This is a genomic window from Lysobacter sp. CFH 32150, from assembly GCF_022758295.1.
Classification (GTDB): Bacteria; Pseudomonadota; Gammaproteobacteria; order Xanthomonadales; family Xanthomonadaceae; genus CFH-32150.
In genome coordinates, this window is sequence record NZ_JALDWJ010000007.1 from 211,877 (window position 1) to 226,907 (window position 15,031).

Genomic DNA, 15,031 nt, shown 5'->3' on the forward strand with positions numbered 1-15,031 from the left:
GCGGGCCGCTACAAACCGGCGGCCATGTCGCGGTATCTAGCCACGCGTGTTCAGTCCGTCCAGGAAGCGCGCCAGCACCCGCGAAAATTCCTTCGGCTGATCGAGGAAGACTGCATGGCCGGCGTCGTCCACCACATGCAGCGTCGCATCTGGAATGTCCGCAGCCATCTGCTTCTGCGCCGCGAGCTCGCCCGACGTCGCCGATGCGATCACCAGCGTCGGTTTGTCGATCTTTGCGACCACACCACGTCGATCCCTGGTCAGCACATCCGACACGAGCATCGATAGCCCGGTGCTGGTAGGTGTCTTCCGCGCCAGTGCGACGAGTTGCGCCTTCTCGTCCGCGGTAAACGGATGCGTGCGGCTCGCGTCCATCATGCCGGCCAGGTATTCCGCGGGGTACCGGACGTAGATGCCCATGCGATCGAGCAATTGCCTGGTCCCTTCGCGATCGACATCGATGCTCGCCGAGCCCGCAGCCAGCGCCGAATCCACGAGCACGATGCCCGCCAGGCGATCCGTGCCGGACTGCTCGATATAAGCGGCGATGTCCTGCACGCCCTGCGACCAGCCCACGAGCACGACCGGCGAATCGCCCAACTGCTGCAACAGCGCCGCAATGTCTTCGGCCCTGCCTTCGGGCGTATTGCGCTCCGTCGTCTTCGCGGAATCCCCTTGCGAACGCGGATCCATGGCAACGACCCGACGCCCCGACGCCAGCATCGTCATCTGTGGCCCCCAGATCGACGCCGACCACGTCCACCCTGGAATGAAGACGACGGCGGGCAGCGAGTTCATCGTTCCGCCATGCAAGTAGTGGATCCTGGCCTCATCCGGCGCCGTCACGAACGCGCTTGAAACTTGCGCAGTTCGCGCGACGTCGTTCGCGAACACCAGCGACGGAAGCAGGCATATCACCAGGAGCATGTGGTGGGAGCACCGAAGAAACGCGGTCGTCATGGTCGAGTCTCCAGATGGAAGCGGCCCGTAGATTAGCCTTGCATCGGGCGAAACCCGCGTGCGATTGGTCCCGACCGCTTGCAACGAATTGGCACCCGGACCCCGCGGCGCGGGCCGCGACGCCGACAAAGTGCAGACAATCGGCCTCATGACCAGGATTCTGGGCCTCCTGCTGATGGCGGGGTGCTTCGGTTATCTGATCGACTTTTTCGGAAGCGTGCTTGTTACCGGCTACCCGGAAACCGCCATCGCGCGTTTCGTCACGTTGCCTGCCTCCTTGGAAGAGATCGGCACCTGCCTGTGGCTGCTGCTCATGGGCGTTCATGAGCCGAACAGGCTCTTCGTTTCAGCCCGTGACGCGGCCTGAATAATTCATTCGAAGCCGCGCTCCTGCGATCGTCGTGCCTCGCATCAACCGCCACCGGGATCGTTGCGCGCGTAGTCCCCCGGGGTGCGTCCAACCAACGCCTTGAAGTCGCGGATGAAGTGGGCCTGGTCGAAGTAACCCAGGTCCAGTGCGAGCTGCGGCCAGTCGACAGTAACGCCTGCGGCCAGTCGTTCAACAGCCTCGTGCAGGCGGTAGCGGTTGATCACCCATTTCGGACTGGCACCGACGTAATCGTTGAACAGTCGTTGCAGGCGGCGTTTGTCGAGATGCCAGCGTTGCACGAGCTGATCGACGGAAATGAGGTCGCGATCATCGGCAATGATGTCGACGATGTCGCCGACCTGGGCGACAACGGGGTCCGAAGGTGGCATGCGCGCCACGAGAAAGCGTTCGGCGATCGCCACCATGGCCCCATCTTCGGATTGCGACAGCACCTCCGCTTCGAGCGCATCAGCAGCAGGGCCGAAGACATCCTGCAACGACAGCGAGCGATCGCGTAGCGTCGACACCGATCGCTGCAGGAAGGGACGAAAGCCACCCGGCCGGAACTTCACGCCGAACACGCCACCCTGCCCATCGAGTTCACAGGTGAAGCGCCCGGAATGCACGCCGTGGATGCCGCTGCGTCCCGGCTCCAGCGTCAGGTGCACATTGGGATGCGGCAGCGTCTCGCGCACTTGCGGTGGATGGCCGCGCAGGTCCCACCTCACGATCCAGTAGTGCTGCACCAGCCATGCCAGCGCCGGCGACGGTGCGATCCGGACATGGCCGAATTCACCTGGTTCCGGTGCATGCCGCAGGATCCCGCGCGCCTTGCCGACGTCGCGTGTCACGCGCGGGCCTGTCGCGTTTTTGCAATACCCACGGATGGGCGCGTGCTCGAATGCGCGGCACTCGTCCCATGGAACCACGCCATGAAGTCCCGCATGCACACCGCCTCCGCCCTCCTCGCCGGCCTGTGGCTCGCCGTCATCGCCACGCCAGCCCCAGCCCAAGGATCGCCCACCATGCACGCCCAGGGAAGTTTCGACGTCAAAGTGAAGCCGCAGCAGGCCGACAATCCCGAAGCCAAAGCCGCGCAACTCACCCGCCTGTCGATCGACAAGCAGTTCCACGGCGCGCTCGAGGCCACCAGCACCGGCGAGATGCTGGCGAGTGGCGACGGAGCCGGGTCCGGCGCCTACGTCGCGCTCGAGAAAGTCACCGGGTCGCTACAGGGACGCAAGGGCAGCTTCGTGTTGCTGCACAGCGCAGTGATGACCCAGGGCACGCCGCAGCACTGGAGCGTCACCGTCGTACCCGATTCCGGCACCGATCAGCTACGCGGGCTTGCCGGCGCAATGACCATCACCATCATCGATGGCAAGCACGATTACGATTTCGCCTACACCTTGTCCACGCCCTGATTCCATTGCGTGGCATCGCAGTACGCCGCGCTTAATCTTCGCCCACCTGCGGCAAGGCGACCACGCGATTGCGGCCGCCGGCCTTGGCCGCGTAGAGCGCGCGGTCGGCGGCCGAGATCAACCGTTCCGGCGCATGCAGCGCACCCGGTTGCATCGCGCTGACGCCGACGCTGATCGTCACGTGCGGCGCGACGGCTGAGTTCGGATGCGGCATCGCCTGCGCTTCGACGCATTGTCGCAGGCGCTCGGCGATTTCACATGCCGCCCGCATTCCGCGGCCCGGCAAAAGCAGCACCAGTTCCTCGCCGCCGAAACGCGCCACCAGGTCCTCCGCGCCGTCGGCGAATTGCGCGCAGATGCGCGCCAGCTCGCGCAGGCATTCATCGCCATGGAGATGCCCGCAGGCATCGTTGAGCGGCTTGAAGCAGTCGGCGTCGACGAGCAGCAACGCCAGCGGCCGGCCTTCGCACGCCAGCCGCGTCCAGTCCGCGGCGATGCGTGCGTCGAAACAACGGCGATTGGCGATGCCGGTCAGGCCGTCGAGCATCGACAGCTGTTCGAGCTTGCGGTTGGCGGCTTCCAGCTCACCCGCAACGCGCGCAAGGTGGATGGCGCCGGCGATCTGGTCGGCGATGGCATCGAACACCGCGCGTGCCTCCGCGGTGAAGAAGTCCGCACGCGTGCTTTCGATATTGAGCACGCCATGCATGCGCTCGCGATGGCGGATCGGCACCAGATACTCCGAGCGCACGGCGCTGTTGCCTGCCACGTAATCCGGATCGCTGTCGACATCGACGATCAGCTGCGCCTGCCCGGTACGCGCACAACGTCCCGCTGCACCCATCGTCACCGGCCAGCCGGTTGCGAGCGCTGGTTCCTGCAGGTCCAGTTCGCCCGCCCAGACTTCCTGCACGAAATGCGTGCCGTCCTCCTCAAGCAGGATGATGCTGGCGATCGCCACCGGCAGGCGTTGCACCAGGCAGTCCACGATCCTGCGCAGCACTGCTTCCAGCCCTTCGCCCTGCAGGGCCTCACGCGATACCTGCGCCAGGATTTCGGTCAGCATCGCGCCGCGGCCGGCCGCATCCTGGTCGCCCCAGGGCACGCCCGGCGCATGGAGAACCGTCTTGCGCGCAGCCGGATCCGACATCCTTCCCCCGCCCTGCCTGCCGAGAGTCTACTCCCGCGCACCAGCGCGAGCCGCTGGCGGCATGGCTCCAACACGCCAACCTCGGGCAAGCCATGTGAACCGCAACGTCCGGGCTATTGCGGAATGGCGGCGACGTCCAGCAGATGCCGGATGCGGTCTTCCTGTGCGGGATCGAACTCCAGCCCCATGTGGTCGATGGCGACCCGTGCGACGTGGCTCTCCAGCATGATTTCCTGGTAGCCATCGAACACGAAGAACACTTTGATTGCCGCGCCGTCGCTCGGGGACCAGTCGTCGTGCGGCAGATCGACGCGCACGCCGCCCTCGGACAGGTCCAGCACCCGTGCGTCGTGCTGGTTGCCGTTGGGCGCGATCATGACCGCACCTACGATCTCCCGGCGCCGATGACGACGCTTTTCGGTAGTCGTGTCCATGCGCCGATGCTGCGCCGATCAGTGTGCCCGCGATGCCTGTTGCCCCGGATTTCCGACGAACGGACAAAGCGCGGCGACACGCTGCGGGCGATGCATGAATCGTGCCCGTGCCATCATCTCCAGGTGCTTTCCTTCATCGTCCCGGCCCACGACGAAGCGCCGCTGATCGGCGCGACGCTCGATGCGTTGCATGCGGCGGCGCGCAACCTGGGGCTGGATTACGAGATCGTCGTGGTCGACGATGCTTCCACCGACAGCACCGCGGCAGTCGCGGAACAACACGGTGCTCGTGTCGTACCGGTTGCGTACCGGCACATCGCGGCGACGCGCAATGCCGGCGCCCGTACGGCGCGTGGCGAGCGCCTCGTCTTCGTCGATGCCGACACGCTGATCGATGCCACCGTGCTCGACGCCGCGATGCAGGCGCTGGCCGCTGGCGTGTCCGGTGGCGGCTGCACGGTGCGCATGCTCGGCGCGCTGCGCTGGTACGAACGCCTGGCGATGGCGCTGGTCGTCCCCGCGTTCCGGATCATCCGCATTGCGCCAGGCTGCTTCCAGTTCTGCACACGCAGCGCGTTCGAGGCAGTGGGCGGTTACGACGAGTCGTATTTCGCCGCCGAGGACATCGTAATGAGCCGCGCACTGGCCCGGCACGGACGCTTCGTCATCCTGCGCGAATCGGTCGCGACCTCCGACCGCAAGCTGCGTACGCACGCGATGGCCGACCACCTGCGCCTGGCCCTGCGCTTCGCCTGGCGTGGCCGTCACGTGCTGCGCTCGCGCGAGGATCTGGCGCTGTGGTACGGCAAGCGACGGCACGGACCACATTGAATCGAAGTAGTGCCCGTTGTTGCCGGCACTGAATCAGAACATTTCGACCTGCTTCAAAGTTCGTAGGCATCCTCTTCTGCATTGAAGATGGACGCGTCGTACGCAGCCATGCTGAGTGCACGCGCGCTGCGGATGCAGTCGTGCTTGTCGTGGTAACCGTGCGCGCTGCGGGCGACCTTGCGGGAGTTGGCGGCGCTCAGGGTCCAGTGCCACTCCCCGCGCTCACGATAGATGATGAAATGCTTGACGTGTCCGGTTGCGGGCACTGCCTTCAACGATGCAGTTGGCATGGGCGTGCTCCAGTCACCTTGGTGACGGCCATCCTCACATGGCATGCGCGAACGCCAGGTCAACACGGACTGGCGGCACCGATCCAGGACATTGCTGTGTTGACCCGCGTTTGACGGCGCCGCAGGCACCATGGAGGGATCGCAGGCTTCCCGCGAGCCAATCATGTCAGCCCTGACCCCAGAACAAGCCCGTGACTACACGTACAAACTGCTCGCCTCGATGGTGAAGGCGGGAGGCTCCGACTTGTTCGTCGCCCACGACTTCCCGCCGAGCATGAAGGCGCACGGCCAGATGACGCCGATGACCGAGCAGAAGCTCAACGGCACGGTCACGGCGAAGCTGGCCGACGCGCTGATGAACGACAAGCAGCGCGCGGAGTTCGCCAAGGAAATGGAGTGCAACTTCGCGATCGTGGTGCCGGGCGTGTCCCGTTTCCGCGTCAACGTGTTCGTGCAGCAGGGCCAGGTCGGCCTGGTGCTGCGCACGATCGCCGCGGAAATCCCCAATTTCGAGAAGCTGCGCCTGCCGCCGATCCTAAAGGACGTGGTGATGGACAAGCGCGGCCTGGTGCTGGTCGTGGGCGGCACCGGCTCGGGCAAGTCAACGTCGCTGGCGGCGATGATCGACCATCGCAACACGACTTCGGCCGGCCATATCATCACCGTCGAGGATCCGGTCGAGTACGCGCACGTCTCGCGCAAGTCGCTGGTGACCCACCGCGAGGTCGGCGTCGACACCCACAGCTGGCACCACGCATTGAAGAATGCGCTGCGGCAGGCGCCGGATGTGATCCTGGTCGGCGAGATCCGCGATGCCGAGACGATGGAGCAGGCGATTTCCTTCGCCGAGACCGGCCACCTGTGCCTGAGCACGCTGCATGCCAACAGCGCCAGCCAGACGATCGAGCGGATCATCAACTTCTTCCCGGAAGAGCGCCGCACACAACTGCTGATGGACCTGTCGGCCAACCTGCGCGCGATCGTCTCGCAACGGCTGGTGCGCACCGAGGACGGCAAGGGCCGCGTGGCGGCGATCGAGATCCTGCTCAACACACCGACCATCGCCGAGAAGATCTTCAAGGGCGAGTTCAACGAGCTGAAGGGCATCATGACCAAGTCGCGCGAGCTGGGCATGCGCACGTTCGACTGGGCCTTGTTCGAGCTCTACAACGACGGCCTGATTTCTTATGAGGAAGCCATCCGCAACGCCGATTCCGCCAACGAACTGCGCCTGAACATCAAGCTCAAGAGCCGCCGTGGCGAACCGGCTTCCGCGTTGGCGACGGCGCTGTCACTGCACGAGGAGCCGAGCCCCGAAGAAGTCGAAGCCATCCGTGGCGAGGAATTGCGCAGGCAACAGGAAAAGCGCGACCAGCTGGAACTGGAACGTATGCAGGCGGCGAAGCAGCAGGCGATGTAGCCCCGCTACGGCGTCGGCACTTGCACCGGAACGCCGGACTTCAGTTCGTCCAGGGTAATGCTCTCGTCGTCGTTGACGTCGATGACCTCGAATTGCTCCTCGACCGATGCCTGGTACTCGTCGAGGGACAGCACACTGTCATCGTTTTCGTCGCGCAGTGCGATCTTCTGCGCCGACGACATCTCGCCGTCGGCCTGCGGGTCCGCTGCGTCCATCTCCTCGACGGTGATGCTGCGGTTGTGGTCGGTGTCCATCGCATCGAACTCCGCTCGCGCCTCGGCGGCATATTCGTCCAGCGACAGCGCATTGTTGTTGTCACGGTCCAAGGCGGCGAATCTGGCCTCGGCAGGGGACACGGCCTGGCCGCCGTAGGCGTGGGCCTGCGTGCCCACCAGGGCGGCGACGGCGACTACCAAGACATTGGCTTGGAGGGTGTTCATGGCAAGGCTCCGGTCTGCACCCATGCGGATGTGGCTGCAGCCTGCCTCGCGGCCGGTGATGTACCGATCAAGGCGATCCGACTTTGCCCACCAGCTGGGTTCGAAGGCGCCCTGGCTTCGCCTGCGGGGCCAAAGTGCCACCCGCTTCCCGAAGTGCGTCACGACCACTAGCGGAGTGGCGCACGCAAGCGATATATCTTTCGCTACGAATTTCATCCCGGACTCAACGATGACCCGCTTCAACGGACTGATCCACCGTTACCGACATACGCTCGTCATCGTGTCGATCCTGCTCCCACTGGCCGTCGCCGTGCTGCAGAGCACGCGGTTGCACTACCTGGAACAGCGCCATCACCGCATGCTGCAGGATTTCTCCACCAAGCAGTTGCGGATGCAGATGCAGAATGCCGAACTGATACAGCAGGCCGCCACGTGCAAGGCAGAGTGAGCCGCCATACTCTCGCCCTGCTTTGCCTTTGACCGGCTTTACCCGTCGCGCTTGAGCAACGTCTTGAGATTGGCGAACGGATTGCCGGTGGCCGCTGCGGGTGCATCCTCCGCGGCGGTCGCGCTGACGCCGGTATGGTCGATGTAGCGCGAGTGCTCGTTGTCGTGGCAGTACACGCACAGCAATTCCCAGTTGCTGCCATCGGCCGGGTTGTCGTCGTGATCGTGGTTGCGGTGGTGCACCGTCAGCTCGTGCAGGTTCGCCCGGGTGAACTCGCGGGAACAGCGTCCGCAGACCCACGGGTACATCTTCAGCGCACGCTCCCGGTAACCCTTCTCGCGCTGCTCGGCATTGCGCCGGGCCTCGGCCACGATGCGGTCGAGCTTGGCGTGGTCCGGCGTCGGCTTGCGCGTGGGCATCAGGTATTCCGTCGTCTTCGACGGAACCAAGGATACGACCCTGCTCTTGCGTGGGAAACCTGACGCCGTTTTCCGCCCGCCGCTATGCTCGCGTGGTCCCCGCCAAGCCAGCACTGGATGCGCCTGCCATCGTCATTACGCTTGTGGACCCTGCTCGCAGCCGTGTTGTTCTGGCTTTGGGCGAGTTCGGTGTTCACGCCATGGGCGGAAGACCGGGCACCGCGACTGTGGTTGTACGACCTGCTGTTTTACCTGCGCTTCGTTCTGCTGTTCTGGGCCGCGGCCGAAGGCCTGCGCCTGGCATGGCGACGCGAATCGCGCACATCGATGCGACCAGCATTGCCGCTGGCGGCCATCGTGGCCGTCGTCCTGGCTGCGTGGGCCTACGAACGTACCGGGACGGGCCTGCGCTGGAAGGTCTCGTCCAGTCGCGACGCATTGCTCGCAGTGGCGCGCGACGGCTATGGCGACCGGCGCCGCCGTGCTGGTCACTTCCTTGTGGATACCACGCGCACGCCGTGCGGCGATGCGCAGCCCTGGTTATGGCTCGGACGACCGCACGGCAGCGGTACGGGCATCCAGCTGGCGCTGGTGCGAAGCGGCGACAGCATTCCCGCGACGCCTGAGCCAGAAGCGTTCGCGTTCGCGCCGGTGGCGGACGGCTGGTGGATGGCGTACCAGCATGCGGGCCGCTATCACCGTGCCCTGCAACAGCGTCGCGACTCTTCCGCCACTGCGGCATGCGTCGTAGGCACTGTCGTGACGCATCGCCAGGGATTGGCCTTCACCAAAGCCTCGTCGCCCTAGTCCCTTTGCGGTGCAGGCCCGGTCGTCGCTTCCTGAATAGCGGGGTTTTTGCCCGTTAGTCACGACTTTTCCGCGGCAAAAACCACGCTCCGGACCAAGCCACATGTTAGGGCGAGCGGATGTGTGATCCAGGGCCCAACACGGCCCATGTGCAGCACGGACACTGCGCGCGCTTCGCCGCCTTGGAGGGGACTCCACGGTCGCCACGCCCTCCCCGCAGCAGGCAACACACCGTGTCCGAACACTCCCAGGCCCAGGCTTTCCAGACGACTTTCTGCCCCGCGCAACGTGCACCGCGCCGCACGCGACGTGCATGGCTGCTCTCCGCCGCGCTGCTCGTGCTGCTGCTGGCCTGGGTCGTGCAGGCCGCGGTCCGCACCCCGAACGTCGCGCCCAGCGTCGCGATCACGGCGCCCACCGCGGGCGCCAGCTTCACCAGTGGCGCTGCGATCACGATCGCCGCCAATGCAAGCGACAGCGATGGCAGCATCGCGCGCGTCGACTTCTACGCCGGCAGCACGTTGCTCGGCCGCGACACCACCGCGCCCTATGCAGTCGCATGGCAGGTTGCACCGGTCGGCACGCATGCGTTGAAGGCGGTCGCGGTCGACAATCGCAAGGCCAGCACCGCTTCGAGCCTCGTCAGCATCACCGTGAGAACCAGCAGCGACAGCATCGCGCCGAGCACGCCCGCCGGGCTCGCCTCGACCGCGCAAACCAGCAGCAGCATCGCGCTGGCCTGGAATGCGTCGACCGACAACATCGGCGGCAGCGGCATCGCCGGCTACGACGTGTTCCGCAATGGCACGCTCGTCGGTTCCACCACTGCCACCAGTTACACCAACGGCGGCCTGCAAGCGGCCACCGGTTACAGCTACACGGTGCGTGCTCGCGACGTCGCTGGCAACGCTTCCATGCAGAGCGCGGCCCTGGTCGTCGCCACCGCGCCGGCCGGCACCGGCAGCAAGCGCGTGGTCGGCTATTTCACGCAGTGGGGCATCTACAACCAGAAGTATTTCGTGCGCACGCTGGACGCCAACGGTTCGGCCGCCAAACTCACGCACCTGACCTACGCCTTCGGCAACGTCCGCAACAACCGCTGCGAAGTCGGCGTGCTGAAAGCCAACACCAGCACCGGCGAAGGCGGCGATGCGTATGCCGATTACTCGCGTACCTTCACCGCGGCCGAAAGCGTCGACGGCGTCGCCGACGTCTGGGGCCAGTCGCTGCGCGGCAACTGGAACCAGCTGAAGAAGCTGAAGAAGAAATATCCCGGACTGAAGGTGCTGATCTCGCTCGGCGGCTGGAACTGGTCGGGCGGCTTCGCCAGCGCGGCACGTCCGGAAAACCGCGCGGCCTTCGTCGCCTCCTGCATCGATGCCTACATCAAAGGCAATCTGCCGGCATTCGACGCCGCGGGCGGCAGCGGCGCAGCGGCGGGCGTGTTCGACGGTTTCGACATCGACTGGGAATATCCCGCAGCTTGCGGCGTCACCTGCGGCGGCAGCGAAGACACCGACAACTTCACCGCACTACTCGCCGAATTCCGTCGTCAGCTCGATGCGCAGCGCCCGGGCCTGGTGCTCAGCGCCGCGGTGGGCGCCGGCATCGACAAGATCCGCGTGACCCGTCCCGACCTGTACCACCCGTACGTCGATTACCTCAACGTGATGAGCTACGACTTCCACGGTGGATGGGAGAACAAGACCAACTTCCATACCGCGCTGTTCAATTCGCCGAACGATCCGTCCACCGGCGATGCGCGCTACTACAACACCCACGATGGCATCCAGGCGTTGCTCGACCGCGGCGTGCCGACGGCGAAGATCAACCTCGGCATGGCCTCGTACGGCCGTGGCTGGACCCAGGTCGGCAGCACCAACCACGGCCTGTACCAGGGCGGCACGACCGCGAGCGGCAGCCTGGAACCCGGCATCGAGTCCTACCGCGTGTTGAAGGCGCTCGGCTGGCCGCAATACGTCGACAACGACGCCAAGTCGCGCTGGATCTACAACGGCACCACCTTCTGGAACTTCGACGACCCCGCGGCCATCGCCGACAAGATGGCCTACGCCAAGGTGCAGAACCTCGGCGGCGCGTTCCTGTGGGATTTCAGTGGCGACGACGCGCAGGGTTCGCTGTTGGCGGCGATCAGCAGCGGCCTGCAGTAAAAGCCATCTTCGCCCCGCGATGCCTCACGGCACTTCCTGCGAATCCCCGAAGGCGCAGTAGTCGCTTACCGCATCCATCGGTGGGTCGCGATGACCGCGGATGACCAGGTCCTGGCGCAGCTGGGGCCAGGTCATGTTCCCGTAGCCTCCCCGGCGCGGGTTGAAACGGGGCAGGCCATTCATGCGATCGGTACGATTCGCGTTCCACGCGCTTTCCCCGCCCAGCCGCACGCCCCTGAAAACGGCTCGACGCGTGAACCAGCCCACATCGCTTTCCTTCATCGCGATCACCAGCAGGTTGTCGGCCTGCTCGCGTGTGCAGCGTTGTGTCCAATACAGATAGTCGTGGATGACGGCAGCCCGGGTGTACTGGCCGTTCTTCGGAAGGAAGCTCCACAGCGCGCGCGGAATGCTCGCCTTGTCGTGCACGAAGTTTTCCGGAACCGTGATGAGCACGCCGGACGACCCGATTGACCAGGTCATCGGCTCGGTCAGCGTCCATGCGTTCCCGTCGGCGAACTCCCGCTCGGAGGCCGGCTCCGGCGCTTGCTGCGCCCAGACGGCACCAGTAACAAGCAAGGCCGCCGCTACCAGTGTCCTGATCATGGCACTCTCCCGAGGAATCCCTGCTCTGGAAACGGCCGACGCCGGTGCGTGCGGACAGAGGTGAATCCGGGTAGCACTCCTATGGATCGCGCGTCCACTCTGCAAAATCGGTCGGGTGCTCGGCGGGAAGATGCCAGCCTCGTGGAAACTTGCCGTTTCCATATGGCTGGTGAACAAGAACCCGGGGGCCTTTGCGGTAGCGCGCGGACAGGCAGAAAATCTAACTGTCCCCTCCATCGGAGCCTGTCATGAACCGCCGGCTCACGTTTTTCACCACACTGTTGATCCTTGCGACGGCGACAGGTGTCGCTTCCGCCAGGATTCGCAACGTCACCGATCCGGACGCCCCACGCAGCGTGCCTGTGCAGGGCACGGTGAGCGTGCGCTGGAACGATCCGGCGCAATTCACCGAGATCAAATACAGCCACAACCGATGGGAAGCCCGTCGCGGCAACTGGGTCGAACAACTGGCGATTTATTTGCGCGATCGGGCGCAGAAGCGACTGCCGGCAGGCGAGCGGCTGGACGTCGACATCCTCGACGTGCAGCGCGCCGGCAACTATGAGCCGTGGCGCGGCATCGCATTCAACGATGTCCGTGTCATCCGCGACATCTATCCGCCACGCATCACCCTGAGCTTCAAGCGTATCGGCGCGAATGGCCAGGTCATCGCCCAAGGCGAACGCAAACTCAGCGACATGGGTTTCCTGACCGGCTCGACTACAGTCTGGAACAGCGATCCGCTGCGCTACGAAAAGACCATGATCGACCGCTGGCTTGTGCGCGAACTCGCCGCATCTGGCGCGTAACGCAACATTGCGAGCCGTAGCGACCGCATCCGGGGACATGTTCCACATGTCGAATGGGTTTGGCTGCGCCCAACCGTCCTGCGGTGCTTATGGCTCCTTCGCTTTGTTATCGCTCACACGCCCATCACTTATTTCGCACACCCGTTAGTCCGTGTTCATCGTACGGCGTCCGGATTCACGACGGCTGGAAGATCTGCAGCATAGGGTGCCAGTGTCGCGAATCGTAGGAGAATCGTTCGATGCGCAAGGCATTTCTCATGCTCGCCATCGCAACCTGCGCAGCCTCGCCACTTGCCTTGGCCCAAAGCCGCGACATTTCCACAGACAGCCCATCCACTGCAGTCGCAACTCCTGTGCAAACGCAGGCTGCAGAGGCCACCTCGGAGCGCGCAATCACGCCAAAAAAGCCGAAGAGCGCGTTCGGACAAGTCATGGCGGTGCTGACGCACCTGCTGCAGGAAGCCGCCACCAAGCAAGCAACGGGCGCGCAGCCCGACACGAGTCTTCCCGGTACGCCGTCCGATCATTCGGCGCTGACCATTACCGTCACGCCGATCGCTGGCCAGACCACGTTCACCCCGGTAGAGAACACCGCCGACAACGAGGCGATACCCGCGTCGGTGGATGCTGACGCTGCGGTCGGTGTGCCGGCTGGAAAGAACGCCCAGCTTGCGGTGCAGGCCGAGGAGGACGGCGCGGGCTGAACCGGGCTCCCTTCACGGGTTGCCTTTTGCGCCTGGCGCCAGCTTCCTGTGCAGGAGATAGACGGCCAACAAGCTGACGCTGGCGCCGATCACGGCCAGAGTCAGCAGCCAGCCGCCCTCGCGCTGGATGACGCTTTCGCCCAGCAGCACCGTACCGACAGCGAAAGGCGCTTCCACCAAGGCCAGCACGGCGAGGTAGAGACCGAATCGCACGCGCAAGGTGCCGAACAGATAGCCAGGAATCTCCGAAGGCATTGCCAGCTGGATCAACAGCGCGATCGGGAAATCGATCTGCGCAGGCAACCGCTTGAGATAGAAGTCGCTGGTCCGCGCGGACGCCAGGCTCCGCACCAGTGGCCTGCCAAAGAACCGCCCCACCGTATACGCGCAGATGCCGCCCAGCAACCAACCCAGCCAGAGGAGCAGCATCGTCGCCGGCCGCCCCCAGCTGTACACCGCGACCGGCACCAGCAAGGCGCTGGAAAAGAACGCGAGCATCGCCGACAACCCCGATAGCGCCACGAACAGCAGGCTTCCCGAAATCGGGTGCGCGGCGATCACCGGCTCCGCAGCGACCAGCAATTGCTGCAGCAGCGCGTACAGGGAATCGATCGACAACAACACGACCAGCAGCGCGCAGACCAGCAACACGCCCAGCGCGCGTCGCCAGTGATGGACAAGTTGGGTCGCATGCAGCCTGGACAGCAACGCTTTCATGGGCGTGGACATAAGTGCCGGCGGGACGAAGGTGATTCTGTCACCTAATGCCCGGGTGCCCTCGACTCGTCGGTGCCCAATGAGGCCCATCCGCACTCAAGTTCGATTCACGGATACGCCTCCATCCACCAACAATGCCGCACCGGTGACGAAGCTCGATGCACCTGACGCGAGATACAGCACTGATTGCGCGATCTCTTCGGGCTTGGCCATCCGCTTCATTGCGTGCAGGCCCTCGACGAAGGCCAGGACTTCCGCCGTCGCTCCCGGCGCATTGGTGATGCTCGCTGGCGTATCGGTGCCGCCGGGAAGGATGGCATTCGCGCGGATGCCCTTCGCACCCAGTTCTGTCGCAAGGACCTGCGTCAGACCGATCAAACCTGCCTTGCTCGCGGCATACGCCGCCATGCCCGGCATGCCGACCGTGTGGCCGACGAAAGAGGACGTGAAGATCAGCGATCCCGAGCCACGCTCGATCATCGCGGGCACCTGGTACTTCGCGCCGAGGAACGCACCCGTCAGATTGGTGTCGAGCGTGTCGCGCCATCCGTCCAGCGACATGTCCGCAACCGGCGCCATCTCGCCCGTGCCACCGGCATTGTTGAACGCGATGTCCAACCCGCCGAAGCGCGTCACCGCGATGTCGACCAGCGCTTTGGCCAAGCCCTCGTCCTTCACGTCGCCGGCCACCGCGACAGCTTGTCCTCCCATCGCCTCGATCTGCGCGACGAGCGCATCGAGTTCGCGCTGACGTCGTGCGCTCACGACGATCTTGGCGCCTTCCCGCGCGAACAGCAGTGCCGTCGCGTAGCCGATCCCGGAACTCGCGCCGGTGACGATGGCGACTTTGTTGACGAGTGCGTGCATGTCCAACTCCTTGCCTGTGGTGTTGGAGAATTTGCGCGCCTTGTCGGCTGCCAGCTATCCGGATATTGCTTTTCATGCCCTGGGTCGGCGGATGGGAAGGGTTGCGCTTCGAATCACACCCGCTCCTATAAGATCGGCGGGCTTCCAGGATGGGAGATGCGCTT

At 64.8% G+C, this 15,031-nt stretch carries 19 protein-coding genes; 9 read left to right on the forward strand and 10 right to left on the reverse strand.

Features of this window, described 5'->3' with window-relative positions:
• Window positions 1-36: 36 nt before the first annotated feature.
• Window positions 37-798, reverse strand: a complete 762-nt coding sequence (locus MO486_RS10905; RefSeq protein ID WP_242907400.1) for an alpha/beta hydrolase — start codon at window positions 796-798, stop codon at window positions 37-39.
• A 310-nt stretch (window positions 799-1,108) separates the two neighbouring features.
• Between MO486_RS10905 and MO486_RS10910 the strand changes: the two genes are divergently transcribed.
• Window positions 1,109-1,327 carry a DUF4386 family protein gene (locus tag MO486_RS10910; RefSeq protein WP_242907402.1) on the forward strand — a complete coding sequence of 73 codons (219 nt, stop codon included), beginning with the start codon at window positions 1,109-1,111 and terminating at the stop codon, window positions 1,325-1,327.
• Window positions 1,328-1,371: 44 nt separating this feature from the next.
• Here MO486_RS10910 and MO486_RS10915 read toward each other — a convergent pair whose 3' ends face one another.
• A complete protein-coding gene (locus MO486_RS10915) occupies window positions 1,372-2,181 on the reverse strand; it encodes a helix-turn-helix domain-containing protein (RefSeq protein ID WP_242907404.1) in 810 nt (269 codons plus the stop codon).
• Between the two features lie 81 nt (window positions 2,182-2,262).
• Between MO486_RS10915 and MO486_RS10920 the strand changes: the two genes are divergently transcribed.
• Entirely contained in the window at window positions 2,263-2,754 is a 492-nt protein-coding gene (locus tag MO486_RS10920; RefSeq protein ID WP_345779211.1) for a DUF3224 domain-containing protein, read from the forward strand.
• A 31-nt stretch (window positions 2,755-2,785) separates the two neighbouring features.
• Here MO486_RS10920 and MO486_RS10925 read toward each other — a convergent pair whose 3' ends face one another.
• Both MO486_RS10925 and MO486_RS10930 read right to left on the reverse strand, forming a co-directional pair.
• On the reverse strand, window positions 2,786-3,904 hold the full coding sequence (locus tag MO486_RS10925; protein ID WP_242907406.1) for a sensor domain-containing diguanylate cyclase: 1,119 nt from the start codon (window positions 3,902-3,904) through the stop codon (window positions 2,786-2,788).
• 113 nt (window positions 3,905-4,017) lie between these two features.
• Complete coding sequence (locus MO486_RS10930; RefSeq protein WP_242907408.1) at window positions 4,018-4,338, reverse strand: PilZ domain-containing protein; 321 nt, start codon at window positions 4,336-4,338, stop codon at window positions 4,018-4,020.
• 123 nt (window positions 4,339-4,461) lie between these two features.
• Between MO486_RS10930 and MO486_RS10935 the strand changes: the two genes are divergently transcribed.
• A complete protein-coding gene (locus MO486_RS10935) occupies window positions 4,462-5,169 on the forward strand; it encodes a glycosyltransferase (protein WP_242907410.1) in 708 nt (235 codons plus the stop codon).
• 53 nt (window positions 5,170-5,222) lie between these two features.
• Here MO486_RS10935 and MO486_RS10940 read toward each other — a convergent pair whose 3' ends face one another.
• Window positions 5,223-5,459 (reverse strand): DUF1508 domain-containing protein, encoded by a 237-nt coding sequence (locus MO486_RS10940; protein WP_242907412.1) that lies wholly within the window; start codon window positions 5,457-5,459, stop codon window positions 5,223-5,225.
• A gap of 163 nt (window positions 5,460-5,622) precedes the next feature.
• Here MO486_RS10940 and MO486_RS10945 point away from each other — a divergent pair, with 163 nt between their 5' ends.
• On the forward strand, window positions 5,623-6,879 hold the full coding sequence (locus tag MO486_RS10945) for a PilT/PilU family type 4a pilus ATPase (RefSeq protein ID WP_305037369.1): 1,257 nt from the start codon (window positions 5,623-5,625) through the stop codon (window positions 6,877-6,879).
• A 5-nt stretch (window positions 6,880-6,884) separates the two neighbouring features.
• Here MO486_RS10945 and MO486_RS10950 read toward each other — a convergent pair whose 3' ends face one another.
• The gene (locus MO486_RS10950; protein WP_242907414.1) at window positions 6,885-7,319 is read right to left on the reverse strand and encodes a hypothetical protein; all 435 of its coding nucleotides are present in this window, start codon (window positions 7,317-7,319) and stop codon (window positions 6,885-6,887) included.
• A gap of 229 nt (window positions 7,320-7,548) precedes the next feature.
• Between MO486_RS10950 and MO486_RS10955 the strand changes: the two genes are divergently transcribed.
• Window positions 7,549-7,767, forward strand: a complete 219-nt coding sequence (locus MO486_RS10955; RefSeq protein WP_242907416.1) for a hypothetical protein — start codon at window positions 7,549-7,551, stop codon at window positions 7,765-7,767.
• A gap of 38 nt (window positions 7,768-7,805) precedes the next feature.
• Here MO486_RS10955 and MO486_RS10960 read toward each other — a convergent pair whose 3' ends face one another.
• Entirely contained in the window at window positions 7,806-8,186 is a 381-nt protein-coding gene (locus tag MO486_RS10960) for a YajD family HNH nuclease (protein WP_255746746.1), read from the reverse strand.
• Window positions 8,187-8,303: 117 nt separating this feature from the next.
• Between MO486_RS10960 and MO486_RS10965 the strand changes: the two genes are divergently transcribed.
• Together MO486_RS10965 and MO486_RS16495 are read left to right on the forward strand one after the other, a co-directional pair.
• Window positions 8,304-8,993, forward strand: coding sequence for a hypothetical protein (locus MO486_RS10965; protein ID WP_242907418.1), 690 nt, complete (start codon window positions 8,304-8,306; stop codon window positions 8,991-8,993).
• A gap of 233 nt (window positions 8,994-9,226) precedes the next feature.
• Window positions 9,227-11,164 (forward strand): glycosyl hydrolase family 18 protein, encoded by a 1,938-nt coding sequence (locus MO486_RS16495; protein WP_242907420.1) that lies wholly within the window; start codon window positions 9,227-9,229, stop codon window positions 11,162-11,164.
• Window positions 11,165-11,188: 24 nt separating this feature from the next.
• On the opposite strand, the gene MO486_RS10975 is transcribed toward MO486_RS16495, so the two are convergent.
• Entirely contained in the window at window positions 11,189-11,770 is a 582-nt protein-coding gene (locus MO486_RS10975) for a DUF1353 domain-containing protein (RefSeq protein ID WP_242907422.1), read from the reverse strand.
• A 248-nt stretch (window positions 11,771-12,018) separates the two neighbouring features.
• On the opposite strand from MO486_RS10975, the gene MO486_RS10980 reads away from it, so the two are divergent.
• Together MO486_RS10980 and MO486_RS10985 are read left to right on the forward strand one after the other, a co-directional pair.
• Window positions 12,019-12,579, forward strand: a complete 561-nt coding sequence (locus tag MO486_RS10980; RefSeq protein ID WP_242907424.1) for a DUF3016 domain-containing protein — start codon at window positions 12,019-12,021, stop codon at window positions 12,577-12,579.
• Window positions 12,580-12,818: 239 nt separating this feature from the next.
• Entirely contained in the window at window positions 12,819-13,283 is a 465-nt protein-coding gene (locus MO486_RS10985) for a hypothetical protein (protein WP_242907426.1), read from the forward strand.
• 12 nt (window positions 13,284-13,295) lie between these two features.
• Here MO486_RS10985 and MO486_RS10990 read toward each other — a convergent pair whose 3' ends face one another.
• Both MO486_RS10990 and MO486_RS10995 read right to left on the reverse strand, forming a co-directional pair.
• Complete coding sequence (locus tag MO486_RS10990) at window positions 13,296-14,000, reverse strand: VTT domain-containing protein (protein ID WP_242907428.1); 705 nt, start codon at window positions 13,998-14,000, stop codon at window positions 13,296-13,298.
• 96 nt (window positions 14,001-14,096) lie between these two features.
• On the reverse strand, window positions 14,097-14,867 hold the full coding sequence (locus MO486_RS10995; RefSeq protein ID WP_242907430.1) for an SDR family oxidoreductase: 771 nt from the start codon (window positions 14,865-14,867) through the stop codon (window positions 14,097-14,099).
• Window positions 14,868-15,031 lie beyond the last annotated feature (164 nt).

What these genes read in the sequence shown, in the direction of transcription:
- MO486_RS10905 (WP_242907400.1), bottom strand. Translation starts at nt 798, where the DNA reads ATGAACTCGCTGCCCGCCGTCGTCTTCATTCCAGGGTGGACGTGGTCG.
- MO486_RS10910 (WP_242907402.1), top strand. Translation starts at nt 1,109, where the DNA reads ATGACCAGGATTCTGGGCCTCCTGCTGATGGCGGGGTGCTTCGGTTAT.
- MO486_RS10920 (WP_345779211.1), top strand. Translation starts at nt 2,263, where the DNA reads ATGAAGTCCCGCATGCACACCGCCTCCGCCCTCCTCGCCGGCCTGTGG.
- MO486_RS10925 (WP_242907406.1), bottom strand. Translation starts at nt 3,904, where the DNA reads ATGTCGGATCCGGCTGCGCGCAAGACGGTTCTCCATGCGCCGGGCGTG.
- MO486_RS10930 (WP_242907408.1), bottom strand. Translation starts at nt 4,338, where the DNA reads ATGGACACGACTACCGAAAAGCGTCGTCATCGGCGCCGGGAGATCGTA.
- MO486_RS10940 (WP_242907412.1), bottom strand. Translation starts at nt 5,459, where the DNA reads ATGCCAACTGCATCGTTGAAGGCAGTGCCCGCAACCGGACACGTCAAG.
- MO486_RS10945 (WP_305037369.1), top strand. Translation starts at nt 5,623, where the DNA reads ATGTCAGCCCTGACCCCAGAACAAGCCCGTGACTACACGTACAAACTG.
- MO486_RS10950 (WP_242907414.1), bottom strand. Translation starts at nt 7,319, where the DNA reads ATGAACACCCTCCAAGCCAATGTCTTGGTAGTCGCCGTCGCCGCCCTG.
- MO486_RS10955 (WP_242907416.1), top strand. Translation starts at nt 7,549, where the DNA reads ATGACCCGCTTCAACGGACTGATCCACCGTTACCGACATACGCTCGTC.
- MO486_RS10960 (WP_255746746.1), bottom strand. Translation starts at nt 8,186, where the DNA reads ATGCCCACGCGCAAGCCGACGCCGGACCACGCCAAGCTCGACCGCATC.
- MO486_RS10965 (WP_242907418.1), top strand. Translation starts at nt 8,304, where the DNA reads ATGCGCCTGCCATCGTCATTACGCTTGTGGACCCTGCTCGCAGCCGTG.
- MO486_RS10975 (WP_242907422.1), bottom strand. Translation starts at nt 11,770, where the DNA reads ATGATCAGGACACTGGTAGCGGCGGCCTTGCTTGTTACTGGTGCCGTC.
- MO486_RS10980 (WP_242907424.1), top strand. Translation starts at nt 12,019, where the DNA reads ATGAACCGCCGGCTCACGTTTTTCACCACACTGTTGATCCTTGCGACG.
- MO486_RS10985 (WP_242907426.1), top strand. Translation starts at nt 12,819, where the DNA reads ATGCGCAAGGCATTTCTCATGCTCGCCATCGCAACCTGCGCAGCCTCG.
- MO486_RS10990 (WP_242907428.1), bottom strand. Translation starts at nt 14,000, where the DNA reads ATGAAAGCGTTGCTGTCCAGGCTGCATGCGACCCAACTTGTCCATCAC.
- MO486_RS10995 (WP_242907430.1), bottom strand. Translation starts at nt 14,867, where the DNA reads ATGCACGCACTCGTCAACAAAGTCGCCATCGTCACCGGCGCGAGTTCC.